This window comes from Pseudogemmobacter blasticus (assembly GCF_003071405.1).
GTDB classification, from domain to species: domain Bacteria; phylum Pseudomonadota; class Alphaproteobacteria; order Rhodobacterales; family Rhodobacteraceae; genus Pseudogemmobacter; species Pseudogemmobacter blasticus.
Genome location: NZ_CP020470.1, coordinates 1680198 through 1693797, shown reverse-complemented (window position 1 = coordinate 1693797; position 13600 = coordinate 1680198). Strand labels below are relative to the sequence as shown.

The 13600-nt window shown below is 65.4% G+C and carries 12 protein-coding genes; 9 read left to right on the top strand and 3 right to left on the bottom strand.

The features are described 5' to 3' along the window. Window positions 1-11: 11 nt before the first annotated feature. Window positions 12-1574: a trimethylamine methyltransferase family protein gene (locus tag B6K69_RS08270; RefSeq protein WP_108643444.1), complete on the top strand. Its 1563-nt coding sequence runs from the start codon at window positions 12-14 to the stop codon at window positions 1572-1574. A gap of 81 nt (window positions 1575-1655) precedes the next feature. Here B6K69_RS08270 and B6K69_RS08265 read toward each other — a convergent pair whose 3' ends face one another. Continuing rightward, window positions 1656-2501: a universal stress protein gene (locus B6K69_RS08265; protein ID WP_108643443.1), complete on the bottom strand. Its 846-nt coding sequence runs from the start codon at window positions 2499-2501 to the stop codon at window positions 1656-1658. Window positions 2502-2709: 208 nt separating this feature from the next. On the opposite strand from B6K69_RS08265, the gene ccoN reads away from it, so the two are divergent. The 8 genes from ccoN to ccoS all read left to right on the top strand — a co-directional run bounded on the left by ccoN (window position 2710) and on the right by ccoS (window position 10754). Beyond that, window positions 2710-4314: a cytochrome-c oxidase, cbb3-type subunit I gene (gene ccoN, locus B6K69_RS08260; RefSeq protein WP_107673931.1), complete on the top strand. Its 1605-nt coding sequence runs from the start codon at window positions 2710-2712 to the stop codon at window positions 4312-4314. A gap of 14 nt (window positions 4315-4328) precedes the next feature. After that, window positions 4329-5078: a cytochrome-c oxidase, cbb3-type subunit II gene (gene ccoO, locus B6K69_RS08255; protein ID WP_107673930.1), complete on the top strand. Its 750-nt coding sequence runs from the start codon at window positions 4329-4331 to the stop codon at window positions 5076-5078. A 13-nt stretch (window positions 5079-5091) separates the two neighbouring features. After that, window positions 5092-5289: a cbb3-type cytochrome c oxidase subunit 3 gene (locus tag B6K69_RS08250; protein WP_107673929.1), complete on the top strand. Its 198-nt coding sequence runs from the start codon at window positions 5092-5094 to the stop codon at window positions 5287-5289. A 1-nt stretch (window position 5290) separates the two neighbouring features. After that, complete coding sequence (ccoP, locus tag B6K69_RS08245; RefSeq protein ID WP_108643442.1) at window positions 5291-6172, top strand: cytochrome-c oxidase, cbb3-type subunit III; 882 nt, start codon at window positions 5291-5293, stop codon at window positions 6170-6172. Between the two features lie 296 nt (window positions 6173-6468). Next, window positions 6469-7902 carry a cytochrome c oxidase accessory protein CcoG gene (gene ccoG / locus B6K69_RS08240; RefSeq protein WP_108643441.1) on the top strand — a complete coding sequence of 478 codons (1434 nt, stop codon included), beginning with the start codon at window positions 6469-6471 and terminating at the stop codon, window positions 7900-7902. 3 nt (window positions 7903-7905) lie between these two features. Further along, on the top strand, window positions 7906-8358 hold the full coding sequence (locus tag B6K69_RS08235) for a FixH family protein (protein ID WP_107673926.1): 453 nt from the start codon (window positions 7906-7908) through the stop codon (window positions 8356-8358). Between the two features lie 3 nt (window positions 8359-8361). Continuing rightward, the gene (locus tag B6K69_RS08230; protein WP_108643440.1) at window positions 8362-10596 is read left to right on the top strand and encodes a heavy metal translocating P-type ATPase; all 2235 of its coding nucleotides are present in this window, start codon (window positions 8362-8364) and stop codon (window positions 10594-10596) included. Beyond that, the gene (gene ccoS, locus B6K69_RS08225) at window positions 10596-10754 is read left to right on the top strand and encodes a cbb3-type cytochrome oxidase assembly protein CcoS (RefSeq protein ID WP_107673924.1); all 159 of its coding nucleotides are present in this window, start codon (window positions 10596-10598) and stop codon (window positions 10752-10754) included. Before B6K69_RS08230 ends, ccoS begins: the two co-directional genes overlap by 1 nt. Window positions 10755-10759: 5 nt before the next feature. On the opposite strand, the gene B6K69_RS08220 is transcribed toward ccoS, so the two are convergent. Both B6K69_RS08220 and B6K69_RS08215 read right to left on the bottom strand, forming a co-directional pair. Next, complete coding sequence (locus tag B6K69_RS08220) at window positions 10760-11434, bottom strand: fumarylacetoacetate hydrolase family protein (protein ID WP_108643439.1); 675 nt, start codon at window positions 11432-11434, stop codon at window positions 10760-10762. Beyond that, window positions 11434-13374, bottom strand: a complete 1941-nt coding sequence (locus B6K69_RS08215; protein ID WP_228156853.1) for a D-alanyl-D-alanine carboxypeptidase family protein — start codon at window positions 13372-13374, stop codon at window positions 11434-11436. Before B6K69_RS08215 ends, B6K69_RS08220 begins: the two co-directional genes overlap by 1 nt. Window positions 13375-13600: the final 226 nt, after the last annotated feature.

The window sequence follows — 13600 nt, the reverse complement described above, 5'->3', positions numbered from 1 at the left end:
GGAAGGCAGCCATGGAACACACACAGCCCGACAGAACCGGCAAGCGCAGCCGCGTGACGCGCGCCAGCCATCCCGCCACCGCCTTCCGTCAGGAACCTCCGGGATTTGCCCGAGCGGTCTTCGGTTTCCTCTCGGATGCCGAGGTCGAGGGGCTGAAGGCCCGGGTCGAGAACATCCTGGCCGATTACGGCGTGGCGATCCTGCATCCCCAGGCGCATGAAAGGCTGCTTGCCGCCGGCGCGCAGCCGGGGCGCGATGCCAACCGCATCCGCCTGCCACGCGGCCTGATCCGAGAGGCGATGGCGGCAACGCCCAAGGCTGTTCGTCTGGGCGGGCGCGAGGCGCGGTTCGACATCGACCTGCCGCGCGCCGACAAGGGCTTCATCCTGCGGACGGGCACCGGCGCGCATGGCTATGTGAACCCGCGCGACGCCAGCTATCGCAACATGGATATTGCGGCGGTGAACGAAATCGCCGCCGTGGCCAATACGCTGGAGGAGGTGGGGTTCATTGCCCACCCCTTCGTGCATGGCGTGCCGGAAAAGACCGCCGACATTCACAGTTTCGGACGGCTGGTCAGCCGCACCGCCAAGCATGTCTGGATGCAGCCCTACCAGTGGGAGAACGTCGATTACCTGATGAAGATCGCGGCCATTGCCGCCGGGGGTGAGGCGGCCCTGCGCGCCAATCCGATCACCAGTTGCATCACCTGTTCCTTCACGCCGCTGGAATTCAAGTTCATGGACACGCAGGTGATCCTGAAGGCGGGCGAATATGGCGTGCCGCTTCATGCCTGCAGCCTGCCCTCTGCGGGCGGCACGGCGCCGCTTTCCGTGGCCAGCATGGCGATCATGGCCGCGGCCGAGATCGTAGGCATGACCGTCATGGCGCATATCCTGGCGCCCGGAACCCCGGTGATCGCCACGCCGCTGATGTTCACGCTGGACATGCGGACGGGATCGGCCTTGCAGTCCTGCGTCGAAAGCCTGCAGGCGGCCAGTTTCTCGGTCCAGCTTCTCAAGCGCGGCTGGGGTCTGGTGGCGCATACCTACGGATCAGGCTCTGACACGCCGGATGTCGATGTGCAGGGCATGGCCGAACGCGCGCTGCTGGCGCAGGTGGTGGCGCTGGCGGGGGCCGATATTCTGGGCGGCATCGGGCAACTGGAATGTGCCACGGTGTTCAGCCCGGTTCAGGCGGTTCTGGATAATGAAATCGGCGCGATGATGCGCCGTTTCATCCGCAAGCCTTCCCTGGAAGCCGAGGCGCTGAACTGGGACGAGATGATGCAGATCCGCACCGGCGGGCACTTTCTTGACTCTGCGCATACCATCGCGACCTGCCGCGACCAATTGTCGCCTCGGGTGTTCCGGCGGCAAGGCCGGGACGATTACGAAAGGTCCGGTCGCCGCACCGCTTTTGACGAGGCGCGCGAGGCGGCGTTGACCGCCATTGCCACGGCGCCCGAGGCGGGCGTGCTGTCGGAAGAGCAGAACCGAGAGATCGCCGCCCTGGCCGCCCATGCCGATGTGCATATCGTGGCCGCCTATGCCGGCGCGGTGTCGGTGATCTGAGGGCTTTGCCTGCCTTTGTCCGCCGCCCGGTTGCTGCGCAGGGCGGCGGATCGCGTCATTCTGCCAAGCCGTTCCCGGCCATCAGTGGGCCATGAAGACCGGCACTTCGGTCTGTTCCAGCATGTTCCGCGTCGCGCCGCCCAGAATGGCCTCGCGGAAGCGGGAATGGCCGTAGGCGCCCATCACCAGCAGATCGGCGTTGATGTCGCGGCAATGCCGCGCCAGCACGTCCGAAATGCGGGGCAGGGTGCGGGCCAGAACCTGCACCTCGGCCTTGACGCCGTGGCGCGTCAGCAACTGGCACAGCAGACCGCCCGGATCAGATCGTTCCGGCCCGTGCGCCGGCGGGTCAATCACCGTGATCGTCACCATTTCGGCCCGTTTCAGCAACGGCAACGCCCGGCGGGCGGCAACCATCGCCTCGCGGCTCTGGTTCCAGGCCAGCGCGATCCGCTTGGGTTCGGCAGAGGTCAGGCCCTTTTCCGGCACCACCAGCACTGGCGCCATGCCTTCGAACATGGCTGCCTCGATCACGGCCTCGGCTTCCGGTCCCTGCGTCTTGCCATAGGGTTTGGGCAGCACCACCAGATCGGCATAGCGGGCGCGGGTGGCGACCAGATCGGTCAGTGCGCCCATCTGCGACACGGCCGATTCCACGGACCAGCGCAGTTCGGGCCCCTGCGCCGCCATGCCCGATTTGAGCGTCGTCTCGATCTGGCGCGCCTCTTCCTCGGCCCGTTCCATCGCGACCTGAAGGATCACGGCGCCCGAGCCGACATAGGAATAGCCGACCTGCGTGCGGTCGACCCCAAGACCGAGGGCATCGAGATGCGCATCCATCTTGCGGGCGATCAGGCCGGCAGCCTCGACAGCGCGCGCGGCGGTGTCGGGGGAAGCGGCGATGGTCAGTATTGATTTGTAGGCCATGGTTGCCTCCTGCGGTTGATCTGTGCAGTATTTATTTCGGTATCGGACGCTCTACGTTGACCGAGGTCAAGCCTGTCAATCGGGTTTGTTGATGCAGATCAAGGCGGGTCTTGTGCCGGGCCAGCACAAGCGGAACAGTCTATAAGACCGCCGTGGAATGAGTCGAAACTTGTCTCACGGATGAAAAAAAGAGACGAAGGGACGCAAAATGTGGGATTACGTCAAGCTGATCGCGCTTGGCGCTATCGCGGTTCTTGCCGCGATTGCAGCAAACTACGCGCGCGATCTGGCCTATATGGTCAACGCGATCGAAGTCATGCTCGTCTCTGCCATCGCCTTTGTGGTGGTGCTGCGGGGAACCGGGGATGCCAAGGTGGCGAACTCGGGCGAATACATGGACGGCCTGATCCGGGCCGGCGTGGCGCTGACCGCCTTCTGGGGAGTCGTGGGCTTCCTGGTGGGCGTGGTCATTGCCAGCCAACTGGCCTGGCCCTGGCTCAACTTTGAAGTTCTTCAGGGGATCGGCAACTTCGGCCGTCTGCGGCCCCTGCACACCAGCGCGGTGATCTTCGCCTTCGGCGGAACCGCCCTGATCACCACCTCGTTCTATGTGGTGCAGCGGACCAGCGCCGCGCGCCTTTTCGGGGGTGGGCTTGCCACATTCGTGTTCTGGGGCTGGCAGACGGTGATCCTTCTGGCGGCCACCAGCTATGTGCTGGGCGGGTCGCAAGGCAAGGAATACGCCGAACCGGCTTGGCACATCGACCTTCTGATCACGGTGGTCTGGGTTGCCTATCTGGTGGTCTTCGCCGGCACGATCATGAAGCGCAAGGAACCCCACATCTATGTGGCCAACTGGTTCTACCTGTCCTTCATCATCACCATCGCGATGCTTCACCTGGTGAACAACATGGCGATCCCGGTCTCGATCTTCGGCAGCCAGTCGGTGCAGGTCACCAGCGGCGTGCAGGATGCGATGATCCAGTGGTGGTATGGCCACAACGCGGTGGGCTTCTTCCTGACCGCCGGCTTCCTGGGCATGATGTACTACTTCGTGCCCAAGCAGGCCGAACGCCCCGTCTTCAGCTACAAGCTGTCGATCATCCACTTCTGGGCCCTGATCTTCCTCTACATCTGGGCCGGTCCGCACCACCTGCACTACACCGCGCTGCCTGACTGGGCCGGTACGCTGGGCATGGTGTTCTCGATCATCCTGTGGATGCCGTCCTGGGGTGGCATGATCAACGGCCTGATGACGCTGTCGGGCGCCTGGGACAAGCTGCGCACCGACCCGATCATCCGCATGATGGTGGTGTCGATCGGCTTCTACGGCATGTCCACCTTCGAAGGCCCGATGATGTCGATCAAGGCTGTGAACAGCCTGTCGCACTATACCGACTGGACCATCGGTCACGTCCACTCCGGCGCGCTTGGCTGGAACGGCATGATCACCTTCGGTGCGCTCTACTTCCTGACTCCGCGCCTGTGGAACCGGGAAAGCCTCTACTCCCTGAAACTGGTTAGCTGGCACTTCTGGCTCGCGACCATCGGGATCGTCCTCTATGCCTCGGCCATGTGGGTCACCGGCATCATGGAAGGCCTGATGTGGCGTGAAGTGGATGCGAACGGGTTCCTTGTGAACGCCTTCGCCGACACCGTGGCTGCGAAGTATCCGATGTATGTGGTGCGCGCCCTGGGCGGCGTCATGTACCTGACCGGGGCCATCATCATGGCCTATAACCTGTGGATGACCGTCAAGGCACAACCGGCGAAGGCCCCGGTGAATGCCAACAACGCCATCCCGGCCGAATAAGGGAGGGGAGTGACATGGCTTTCCTTGACAAACACAAGGCGATTGAAACGCACGCCACGCTGCTGATGGTTCTGGCCTTTCTGGTCGTGACCATCGGGGGGGCGGTGCAGATCCTGCCGCTGTTCTATCTTGAGAACACGATCGAGAAGGTGGACGGGATGCGTCCCTACACCCCGCTCGAACTGGCCGGGCGTGACATCTACATCCGCGAAGGCTGCTACGTCTGCCACAGCCAGATGATCCGCCCGATGCGCGACGAAGGCGTCCGCTACGGCCACTACTCGCTGGCGGCGGAATCGATGTATGACCATCCGTTCCAGTGGGGCTCCAAGCGCACCGGGCCGGATCTGGCCCGCGTCGGTGGCCGCTACTCGGACGAATGGCATCAGGATCACTTCACCTATGCCAAGGCCGTGGTGCCGGAATCGGTGATGCCTCCCTACGGTTTCCTGTTCAACAAGGTGATCGACGGCAAGTACATCGCCGACGTGATGGCCACGCACCGCATGGTGGGCGTGCCCTATACCGATGCGATGATGGAAAATGCGCTGGCCGACTTCCTGGCGCAGGCCGATCCGAACGCCGACAGCTCGGGTCTGCAGGAACGCTACGGCTCTGCCGCGATCAAGGGCGGCAAGGACGTGAACGTGCGCAACTTCGACGGCCAGCCGCAACTGACCGAAGCCGATGCGCTGATCGCCTATATCCAGGTTCTGGGCACGATGGTCGACTTCTCGACCTTCACCCCGGACCCGGCTCGCTGATGGGGAGGGACGGATGGAAACCTATTCGTTCCTGAGGGAACTTGCCGATAGCTGGGGTCTCCTGGCGATGACGGCAATGTTCCTTGGCATCGTTGTCTGGGTCTTCCGGCCCGGCGCCCGCAAGGTGCAGGACGATGCCGCCAACTCGATCTTCCGCAACGACAAGCGTCCTGCGGAAGCCGACAAACCCCACCAGGCCAAGGAGGCGTGACATGTGCGCCAAGAAAGTGACAAAGGCCGCCCCCGGGCAGGTGGAAACCACCGGCCATTCTTGGGACGGCATCGAAGAGTACAACAACCCGCTGCCGCGCTGGTGGGTCTGGATCCTGTATGCCTGCATCGTGTGGGGCATCGGCTATACTATCGCCTATCCGGCATGGCCGCTGATCAACGGCGCGACCCAGGGCCTGCTCGGCCAGGACTCGCGGATCGACAGCCAGAAGGAATATGCCGAGTGGGATGCCAAGAACGGCCCGATCAAGGCAAAGCTGATCGCGACCGATCTGAACGCCATCAAGGATGACCCGGATCTGTCGGCCTATGCCGAACGCGCCGGGGCGGCCGTCTTCCGCACCAACTGCGCGCAATGCCACGGCGCAGGCGCGGCCGGTGTGCAGTCGCTGGGGTATCCCAACCTGCTGGACGATGACTGGCTTTGGGGCGGCACGATGGAAGACATCCATACGACCGTGACCCACGGCATCCGCAACACCACCGACCCCGAAGCCCGCTATTCCGAAATGCCGAAATGGGGTGCGGACGGACTGCTGGACACGACCCAGATCGACGACGTGGTGGAATATGTGCTCCAGATCTCGGGGCAGGAGCATGATGCGGCCAAGGCCGAAGCCGGCAAGACCGTCTTCGTCGAAAACTGCGCTAGCTGCCATACCGAGGCCGGCACAGGCGACCGCACGCAAGGCGCGCCGAACCTGACCGATGCGGTCTGGCTGTACGGCGGGTCGCGCGAAGCGGTGCATCAGTCGGTGTTCTACGCCCGCTTCGGCGTGATGCCGAACTGGAACGCCCGTCTGTCGGAAGACGACATTCGCGCGGTGTCCTACTATGTGCACAGCCGCGGTGGCGGCGAGTGACACAAACCACTTCCCCGGCGGTGCCAGCCACCGCCGGGGGCTGGCACCGGCGGCCCTTCCTGTTCGCGCGTTCATGGGGTGCCGGTGTCTTATCCATCTGGCTGGGCCGCGTCACAGCCGCGGCCTTTTCTTCATCGGGCGGTATGACCGCCATCGCCTGCGGCAAATGCGCCCGCCTCTGCCCGCCCGCTGGATAATCCGCATCTTTGATGGGATTTTGATGCAGGTCAAAGTGGCCTTTTCTCAGCCGACCCATACCACGGTGAGAAACATATTCATGAATCCGGAGATGTTCCGTGTCCACCCCAGATACCAATCCGCCCAGCCTCTACGCCGCGCGTGAGCCAATCTTCCCACGGCGGGTCTATGGCAAGTTCCGCACCCTGAAGTGGTGGCTCCTGGCGGTGATGCTGGGCATCTACTATGTGCTCCCGTGGATTCGCTGGGACCGTGGCCCCAGCCTGCCCGATCAGGCGGTGCTGCTGGATCTGGGCAACCGCCGCTTCTTCTTCTTCATGATCGAGATCTGGCCGCACGAGTTCTATTTCGTCGCCGGCCTGCTGATCATGGCCGGCCTTGGCCTGTTCCTGTTCACCTCGGCCGCGGGCCGCATCTGGTGCGGCTATGCCTGCCCGCAAACCGTTTGGACTGACCTTTACATCCTGGTCGAACGCTGGATCGAAGGCGATCGCAACGCGCGTATCCGCCTGCACCGCCAGGCCTGGAACGGCGAAAAGATCCGCAAGCGGGCGATCAAATGGACCGTCTGGTTCCTGATCGGCCTCGCCACCGGCGGTGCCTGGGTGTTCTACTTCACCGATGCGCCCACGCTGATGCACAATCTTCTGACAGGGCAGGCCCATCCCATCGCCTATACGACGATGCTGATCCTGGCGGCGACAACCTTTGCCTTCGCCGGTTTCGCACGCGAACAGATGTGCATCTACGCCTGCCCCTGGCCGCGCATCCAGGCCGCGATGATGGATGAGGACACCATCACCATCGCCTATCGCGACTGGCGGGGCGAGCCGCGCGGCAAGCAGGATGTGGCCGGCAACGGCGATTGCATCGACTGCATGGCCTGCGTGAACGTCTGCCCGATGGGGATCGACATCCGCAACGGTCAGCAACTGGCCTGCATCACCTGCGGCCTGTGCATCGACGCCTGCAACGACATGATGGACAAGATCGGCAAGCCGCGCGGCCTGATCGGCTATCTCGCGCTGACCGACGAAAAGGCCGAGCGCGAAGGCAAGACGCCGAAAAGCGTCTGGAGCCATGTGTTCCGCCCGCGCACCATCCTTTACACCCTGCTTTGGGGCGGGGTCGGCGTGGGGCTGGTGGTCGCGCTGTTCCTGCGCAGCGAAATTGACGTGAACATCACCCCGGTCCGCAACCCGACCTATGTGATGCTGTCCGATGGCGCGATCCGCAACGCCTATGACATCCGGCTGCGCAACAAGCATGGCGAAGAGCGCTGGTATGACATTTCGGTGACCTCTGCCGAACCGCTGGACGTTGCCGTCGAGGGAACGCAGGATCTGCGCATCAAGGTGCCGGCCAACGAAACCTATGAGGCGCGGTTCTATCTGACCGCTCCCGCAGGCAGCACGGCCGCCAAGACGGGCCGCAGCGAAGTGACGGTCTGGATCGCAGACGAGGGAACCGCGGCCCAACCCGGAAAAGAACGGGTCGCAAAAGAGACCGTGTTCAACGGCAAGGAGGACTGAGCCATGGCAGAACTGACCGGACGCCATGTGCTGGCGATCACCGTGGGGGCTTTCGGCATCATCATCGCCGTGAATCTGGTGATGGCCTGGAAGGCCATCTCCACCTTCCCGGGGCTGGATGTGCAGAACTCTTACGTCGCTAGCCAGGAGTTCAACGCCAAACGGGATGCCCAGGTGGCCCTGGGCTGGACCATGACCCCGGTCTATGACCGTGGCCGCATGACGATTGCCTTCACCGACGCCGCCGGAAACCCGGTCGAGGTCAAGGCGCTGGACGTGCTGGTCGGCCGCACCACCGAAGCCAAGGATGACGTGACCCCCGCCTTTACCTATGTCGCGGGGCTGTACGAGGCCGAAGTCGCGCTGAACCGTGGCGTCTGGCTGGTGCGGGTCAATGCCACCGCCAAGGATGGCACGGCCTTTGAACAAAGGGTGCAACTTCAGGTGAAGGGCTAAGCCATGGCCGTGGCCGAGGGGCGGATCGAGGCTGACACCGGAAGCACGGCCGAAGTTTCGGGCGGGCTGTCGGCCTGCCCGGCCTGCGTGGCCGCCCCGTCAGCCGAACGCATCGCGGCCTCGGCCGCGGCGGCAGGCCACGCGCGGCTGATGCTGTCGGTGCCGGCCGCCCATTGCGCGGCCTGCATTTCCACGGTCGAACATGCCGCCGAAGCGGTGCCCGGTGTCCGGTCTGCGCGGCTGAACCTGTCGCTCCGGCGGCTGTCCGTGGATGCCGACCCGCAGGTGACCGTGCCGCAGATGATCGAGGTGATGCGGTCCGTGGGCTATGAGGCGCACGAACTGGACCCCGGCCTTCTGTCGACCACCGAAACCGACAGGCAGGCCCGCGACCTGCTGATGCGGCTGGGGGTGGCCTTTTTCAGCATGATGAACGTCATGCTGCTGTCTGTCGCCGTCTGGTCGGGCGCCGAAGGCGTGACCCGCGACCTGTTCCACTGGATTTCCGCGGCCATCGCGTTGCCCACGGTGGTGTTCTCGGGGCAACCCTTCTTCAAGTCGGCCTGGGCCTCGTTGCGGGTCGGGCGCTTGGGCATGGATGTTCCGATCAGCCTGGCCCTGATCCTGGCCTCGTCCATCTCGTTGTTCGAGACCATCTATTCCGGCCATCACGCCTATTTCGATGCGGCGGTGATGCTGTGCTTCTTCCTGCTTCTGGGCCGCTATCTTGACCACCGCACCCGCGCCATCGCGCGGTCGGCGGCGCAGGAACTGGCCGCGCTGGAAGTGCCGCGCGCCATCGTTCTGATCGACGGGGCCGAGGTGCCGAAGCCGATTGCCGAGGTTGCCGCCGGCGATCTGGTGCTGGTGCGCCCCGGCGGCCGGATGCCGGTGGACGGGATCGTGGTCGAGGGCACCTCTGAGGTGGACCGCAGTGTTCTGACCGGGGAAAGCCTGCCGGTCTGGGCGGGCGAGGGCAGCGCAGTCAGCGCGGGCGAGGTCAACCTGACCGGCCCGCTGACCTTGCGCGTTACCGCCGCGGGCAAGGATTCCAGCCTGCACCGCATGGCCGATCTGGTGGCCGTCGCCGAAAGCGCCAAGACCCGCTACACCAGCCTCGCCGAAAGGGCTTCGGCGCTGTATTCGCCGCTGGTGCATCTCTTGTCCTTTTCCGCCTTCGGCTTCTGGATGTGGAAGACGGGTGGCGACCTGCGCTATTCCATCAACATCTCGGCCGCGGTTCTGATCATCACCTGCCCCTGCGCGCTGGGGCTGGCGGTTCCGGCCGTGGTCACGGCGGCCAGCGGCCGGCTGTTCCGCAAGGGTCTGCTGATCAAGCAGGGCAATGCACTGGAACGTCTGGCCGAGGTGGACACGGTCTGCTTCGACAAGACCGGCACCCTGACCCTTGGCACGCCCGAGGCCACCAATCTGGCCGATCATCCCGATACCGCGACCGAAGTCGCGCTGGCACTGGCCGGGGCCTCGTCCCACCCGCTGGCGCTGGCCCTGGCCGAAGCGGCGCGGGCGCGCGGCCTGAAACCCGCTCGTGTTGACCAGATCCGCGAAGTGCCCGGCTATGGCATCGAAGGGGAATGGAAGGGCCGCAAGGTGCGCCTTGGCCGCGCTGAATGGTGCAATGGCGAAGGCCTGCCGGTGACCGCCACCTATCTTTGCACCGGCGAAGGCGAAAAGCCCCGCGCCTATACCTTTGCCGACCGCCTGCGCCCCGGTGCGGCCGAGGTGATGGCCGCGCTCAAGGCGCAGGGGCGCAGGGTCATCCTGCTGTCCGGCGATACCGAGGCGGCGGTGGCCGCGCTGGCCGGCCGTCTGGGCATTGCCGAATGGCAATCCGCCATGCTGCCCGCCGAAAAGGCCGCCCGGATTGCCGCGCTGTCGGCCGATGGGGCCAAGGTTCTGATGGTGGGTGACGGGCTGAACGATACCGCGGCTCTGGCCGCCGCCCATGTCTCGATCAGCCCGGCCACCGCGCTGGATGCGGCCCGCGTGGCATCAGACATCGTGCTGCTGGGGCAGGACATGGCACCCATCGCCGATGCGCTGCGCATCAGCCGTCAGGCGGTGCGCCGGATGGTCGAGAATTTCATGATCTCGGGCGGCTACAACGTGGTGGCGGTACCGCTGGCCCTGATCGGCAGCGCCACGCCGCTGGCCGCGGCTCTGGCGATGTCGCTCTCCTCGATCACGGTCTCGCTCAACGCCTTGAGGCTGAAGTAATGGAAATTCTGGGCATCCTTATCCCTGTGTCGCTGTTTCTGGGCGGCATCGGCCTTGTGGCCTTTGTCTGGGCCATGCGGCACCGCCAGTTCGACGATATGGAAGGCGATGCCAACCGCATCCTGACCAAGGACTGGGACGACAAGCCCCGGCCCTGAGCCGGTCAGCCGATGGTGACAATCGCCGGCGCCAGCCCGTCGATCTCGACACTGAAACTGTCGCCGCGCTGCATCGCGCCCACGCCGGCGGGCGTGCCGGTAAAGATCAGGTCGCCGGGCGCCAGCGTCACCAGCCGCGACAGATGCGCGATCACCCCCGCCACCGGCCAGATCATGTCGGACAGCTTCGCCTCTTGCCGAACCGTGCCGTTCAGCAGGCCGCGGATGCGCCCCTCGGGCACCGGCCCGCGCCGAAGAGGCCCGACAATGGCCGAAGCGTCGAAACCCTTGGACATGTCCCAGGGCCGCCGCATCGCCTTGGCTTCGGCCTGCAGGTCGCGGCGGGTCAGGTCATTGCCGGCGGCACAGCCCCAGACCAGCGCCAGCGCCGCCGCTTCCGGCACATCGCTGCCGCCAGCGCCAAGCGCGACAACCAGCTCGGCCTCGTAATGAAGATCGGCGGTCGCGGGCGGGTAGGGCAGGGTCGATCCGCTGTCCACCACCGCATCGGCCGGCTTCAGAAAGAAGAACGGCGGGTCGCGGTCGGGATCATTGCCGAACTCGCGGGCGTGTTCGGCATAGTTGCGGCCCACGCAATAGATGCGCCGCACGGCGAAACGGTCGTCCGACCCTGCGATGGCCACCGACGGCGGGGCCGGCGGCGGCAGCACGAACCCCATCAGCCCGGACCCATCGCTTCACATTCCATGCCCCGGGCGCGCAGCCGGCGGCAGGCCAGATCGGCCTGATCCTCGGTCAGCCCCAGGAACGAGGCCCGCCAGGCGCCGCCCTTCTGGGTGGTCTTCTTGAGCCCGCCGTTCAGCGTGGCGCTTTCGGCCAGGGCGGTTTTCATCAGCGCCCGCTCTGCCTCGGCGCGCGAGGTGAAGGCGCCGACGTTCACACCCCAATGCGCCCCGCCCGAGGTGGATTTGGCAATCACCACCAGATCGGCATCGGCTTCCGCCTCGGTCTGGGCCGGTTCGGCGGCCGCCACCTGCACCGGATCGAAGATCGGCGCCTTGCGGGTGACCGGCGCTTCGGTCGTTTCGGGCAGGTCGCTGGCGCGGGCGGAAACCGTTTCGACGGCGGTCACCTTGGGGGCGGGCGCCGCGGGTTCAGGGGCCGCAACCGCCAGCTCAACCGGCGCCGGCGCGGCCTCGGCCATGGGCACGACCTGTTCCAGAACGGTTTCGGCCTCGGCCACGACAACCTCTGCCTCGGGCTGGCCTGCGGGGGCTGCCGCCAGCTTTTCGGGGCGGGCCTGCGGCCGGACGGTCGGCAGGGCCGGTTCGGCAACGGCAGCCGGGGCCGCAGCCAGCGCCGCCGCCTGAGCCTCAAGCGTGCCTTCGGCTGGGGCGGGTGTTTCGGCAGGCGCCGCGCCGGCAGCCAAGGCTGCGGCCTGCGCCTCGAGCGTGCCCGCAGCCGGGGCAGGGGCGGCGGGGGCCGGGGGCACTTCAGCCAGTGCAACCGCAGTGTCTTCGGCGGCAAGATCCGGGGCTGCACCGTCTTCGGCTGCAACAGCCAGGGCTTGCGCCTGTGCGTCCAGCGTTCCTTCGGGGGCCGAGGTCGCCTCGGCCAGCGCGCTTGCCACGCTTGCGGCAATGGCGGCCGAAACCGAATCGGGCACTTCGGGTGCCGGGGGTTCGGGCGCCGGTTCGGCGGCGGCCATGGCCACGGCCGCATCGGTATTGCCCGCGCCTGGCCGCGCCTTCGGACGGACCGACCGGATCACTTCGCCCGAAACACGAATGGTCTTGGCAGCACCGCCTTCGACATCGGGTTCGTCAATCGCCGGATTGGCCGTAGCCACCAGCGCATCCGCCGGCACGGGGGCCGCTTCCGGCGCCTTCTCGCGCACATTGCCCTTGGCCATGCCAAAGCCCATGTTCATCAGCTCAACCATCTTGGCATTGCGCTGCGCGGTCGAAGTGCCGCCGAAGATGGTGGCAATGATGCGCTTGTTGCCGCGCTTGGCGCTGGCGGTCAGGTTGAAGCCGGCGGCGCCGGTATAGCCGGTCTTGATGCCGTCGGCGCCTTCGTAGCCGTCCAGAAAACGGCTGTTCGTGTTGGTCACCGTGGCAAGGCCCGCATCGGCGGTGCGGCGCGAGAAGATGCCGTAATACTGCGGGAAATCATAGAACAGATGCCGGCCAAGCACATTCATGTCGCGGGCCGTGGACAGGTGGCCGTCGGCAGTCAGGCCGTTGGGGTTCTTGAAGGTGGTATTCTTCATCCCCAGCGCACGCGCCGTCTTGGTCATCCGCTTGGCAAAGGCCGCCTGCGACCCGCCGATGTGTTCGCCGATCGCCATTGCGGCATCATTGGCCGACTTGATGGCCGCGGCGCGGATCAGGTAGCGCATGGCGATCTTCTGTCCGGCCTTCAGCCCCAGCCGCGACGGCGGCTGTGCCGCCGCGTTCTTGGAAACGGTAACCATGGTGTCCAGCGACAGCCGGCCCGCCTCGATTTCCTGGAACGCGATATACAGCGTCATCATCTTGGTCAGCGAGGCCGGGTGCAGCCTCGTGTCGGCGTTTTTTGCGTAAAGCGTTTCCCCGGTGCGCGCATCCATCACGATGGCGGCATAGGGGGCCGCGCTGACCGGCATTGCCAAGGGCATCGCCAGAAGCGCCACGAAAATAGAAAGGATGCGGAGTCCCCGCCCGATCAGCGATACCACGTCGCCTATCCCTTTGCCTGTATCGGGCCCCTGTTGGCGGGGCCTCATTTCTGCCGACACTCACGCTAGCACAGGGATGCTGTGTGGAAAACCCGTATTTTCCAAGGGGTTTGCGCGAGTAGCTCATCTTGTGGCGGGGAAGCAGCACTTTGCTGACCGGCCGGGA

Excerpts from the sequence above, each read along its gene's own strand:
- B6K69_RS08270 (WP_108643444.1), top strand. The coding sequence starts at position 12 with ATGGAACACACACAGCCCGACAGAACCGGCAAGCGCAGCCGCGTGACG.
- B6K69_RS08265 (WP_108643443.1), bottom strand. The coding sequence starts at position 2,501 with ATGGCCTACAAATCAATACTGACCATCGCCGCTTCCCCCGACACCGCC.
- ccoN (WP_107673931.1), top strand. The coding sequence starts at position 2,710 with ATGTGGGATTACGTCAAGCTGATCGCGCTTGGCGCTATCGCGGTTCTT.
- ccoO (WP_107673930.1), top strand. The coding sequence starts at position 4,329 with ATGGCTTTCCTTGACAAACACAAGGCGATTGAAACGCACGCCACGCTG.
- B6K69_RS08250 (WP_107673929.1), top strand. The coding sequence starts at position 5,092 with ATGGAAACCTATTCGTTCCTGAGGGAACTTGCCGATAGCTGGGGTCTC.
- ccoP (WP_108643442.1), top strand. The coding sequence starts at position 5,291 with ATGTGCGCCAAGAAAGTGACAAAGGCCGCCCCCGGGCAGGTGGAAACC.
- B6K69_RS08235 (WP_107673926.1), top strand. The coding sequence starts at position 7,906 with ATGGCAGAACTGACCGGACGCCATGTGCTGGCGATCACCGTGGGGGCT.
- B6K69_RS08230 (WP_108643440.1), top strand. The coding sequence starts at position 8,362 with ATGGCCGTGGCCGAGGGGCGGATCGAGGCTGACACCGGAAGCACGGCC.
- ccoS (WP_107673924.1), top strand. The coding sequence starts at position 10,596 with ATGGAAATTCTGGGCATCCTTATCCCTGTGTCGCTGTTTCTGGGCGGC.
- B6K69_RS08220 (WP_108643439.1), bottom strand. The coding sequence starts at position 11,434 with ATGGGGTTCGTGCTGCCGCCGCCGGCCCCGCCGTCGGTGGCCATCGCA.
- B6K69_RS08215 (WP_228156853.1), bottom strand. The coding sequence starts at position 13,374 with ATGCCCTTGGCAATGCCGGTCAGCGCGGCCCCCTATGCCGCCATCGTG.